Source organism: Paratractidigestivibacter sp., from assembly GCF_052362415.1.
Taxonomy (GTDB): Bacteria; Actinomycetota; Coriobacteriia; order Coriobacteriales; family Atopobiaceae; genus Paratractidigestivibacter.
The window spans coordinates 1-2531 of the sequence record NZ_DAWEMK010000168.1 but is presented as its reverse complement, the minus strand read 5'-3'; the positions used below and the strand labels follow the sequence as shown (position 1 = coordinate 2531).

Genomic DNA, 2531 nt, shown 5'->3' with positions numbered 1-2531 from the left:
TCAACCGCCAGTGCCTGCCCGAAGACTATGAGTTCATGAACTACAAGATGGTCAAGGGCGATGTGGCCAAGCTGGTTGCCGACTGCTGCGATCGTTACCCCGAGGCCAAGGTCGGCCCGATCCTCGACGCCATCAAGTACTCCGGCTTCCACTACGCTACCCGCGCCGGCCTTACCATCTCGGTGTGGGACGCTCTCATCCCTGCCGAGAAGCAGGAGCTGCTCGATCGCGCCCAGGCCAACGTCGACCAGATCAACGAGTACTTCGAGGAGGGCTTCATCAACGAGACGGAGCGCCACATCGAAGTCGTTAACGAGTGGACCGCTTGTACCGACAAGGTTGCAGCGCTCATGCTCGACATGTTCGACGAGGAGAACCCGCTGTACATGATGGCCGACTCCGGCGCCCGTGGTTCTAAGACCCAGCTGCGTCAGCTCGGCGGCATGCGTGGCCTGATGGCAGACATGTCCGGCGAGACGATCGACCTTCCCATTAAGGCGAACTTCCGCGAGGGCCTGCTGCCGCTCGAGTACTTCATTTCGACCTACGGCGCCCGTAAGGGCCTGGTCGATACCGCATCCCACACCTCGGACTCTGGTTACCTGACCCGTCGTCTGGTCGACGTGGCCCAGGACGTCATTGTCCGCGAGGAGGACTGCGGTACGCACGAGGGCGTCACCTACAACCTCATCATCCCCGGCACCACCGACCTCAACACCGACCTCGTCGGCCGTTGCTTCATCGAGGACGTCGTGGCTCCCGATGGCACCGTGCTCTTTGAGCAGGACGGCTACATCGAGAAGGTCGCCGACATCCAGAAGATGGTCGATGCTGGCCTTAAGAAGGTCAAGCTCCGCGCGCTGCTCACCTGCCGCTCCAAGTACGGCGTGTGCCAGAAGTGCTACGGCTGGGATCTTTCCACCCGTCGCCCGGTCGCTATCGGTACTGCCGTCGGCATTATTGCTGCCCAGTCCATCGGCGAGCCCGGTACGCAGCTTACGATGCGTACCATTCACTCCGGCGGCGTCGCTGGCGTCGACGATATTACGCAGGGTCTGCCTACGGTCAGCCGTATGTTCGATATCGTCGGCAACGTCAACGAGAAGATTCTGGGTCGCGAGGCCGAGCTGGCTCCGTACTCCGGTCACCTCTCGATTAAGCCCGAGAAGTCCGAGTACGTGCTGACGCTCACCGACTCCGAGGATCACACCCGTGTCCTCGACGAGCGTCGCGTCCCCGCTTCGGTGCGCTTTATGCCCGAGATCGAGGACGGCTGCGAGGTTCGCGCCGGCGACCAGATCACCAAGGGCTTCGTCAACTTCCGCAACCTGCGCAAGCTGACCGACATCGAGTCGACGATGCACACCTTCGTCGAGAGCGTCAAGGACGTCTACACCAGTCAGGGCGTTGACCTGAACGACAAGCACATCGAGGTGCTCGCACGTCAGATGCTGCGTCGCGTTCAGATCACCAACCCCGGCGACTCCAAGTACCTGCTCGGTCAGTACGTCGACCGCTACGAGTTCGCCGACGAGGTCGAGCGCGTTGCCCGTCTGGGCGGTCAGGCTCCCGTGGCCGAGCCCGTCATCCTGGGTACGCTCAAGGTCGCGTCCAACATCGACTCCTGGCTGTCGAGCGCTTCGTTCATCCGTACCGCCGGCGTCCTTACCGAGGCTGCCATCGAGGGCAAGGTCGACCACCTGCTCGACCTTAAGTCCAACGTCATCGTCGGTAAGAAGATCCCGGCTGGTACCGGCCTCAAGCCGTACGCCAACGCCAAGCTGACGTATCGTACGGCCGATGGCTACGTGGACATCGACGGCCCGGCTTCGCCCAACGCCAAGTCGCTGCCCGAGTGGGCTCCTGTGGAGCTCAAGGACCTGGACGAGCAGCTCCCGCAGCAGCTCGACTGGGCCGGCTACGACGAGTTCGGTGGTGCTGACGGTTCGTTCACCCGCAACGGCCACACCATCTCCGCCGAGAAGGCTCGCCTGTACCTGTTCGACGACCTGGGCGTGTCGCAGCGCTGGACCAACAAGTTCAGCGAGGTCGGCATCGAGACGGTCGGCGACCTGGTCGGCAAGTCCGAGGAGGATCTGCTGCGCATTGATGGTATCGGTGCCAAGGCGATCGAGGAGCTCCGTGACGGCCTGGAGGCCCACGACCTGCTCTACATCCTCGAGAACAACGACGACGTTGCCGACGAGGAAGACCTCTCGCAGCTGCTGCAGATGGTCTTTAGCCCCGACGGTCCGGACGACATCCTGCTGGGCACCTCCGCCGCGCCGACGCATCACGCCGACGCCGACGAGGAGCTCCTGGGCGCCCCGATCGACGACAAGAAGGCTCCCGCCAACGGTGCCATCAACGAGGACATGGCTTCCCTCGACGAGCTGCTCAACCAGCTCGTGGACACCGACGACGCCGAAGAGGCCAAGGACAACGACGAGGAGTAATTTCCTAGTACGTTAACCGTCCTTCCAAAGACCCGCTTCCCAACAGGGGAGCGGGTCTTTTTTGTTGAAGAAAAC

Annotated in this window: 1 protein-coding gene; it reads left to right on the top strand. The window is 62.5% G+C overall.

Going from position 1 to position 2531, the window contains the following annotated elements; all coding sequences use genetic code 11:
* On the top strand, positions 1-2456 hold a 2456-nt coding region (locus ACT84W_RS10445), incomplete at its 5' end, for a DNA-directed RNA polymerase subunit alpha C-terminal domain-containing protein (protein WP_444329166.1).
* Between the last annotated feature and the right edge of the window lie 75 nt (positions 2457-2531).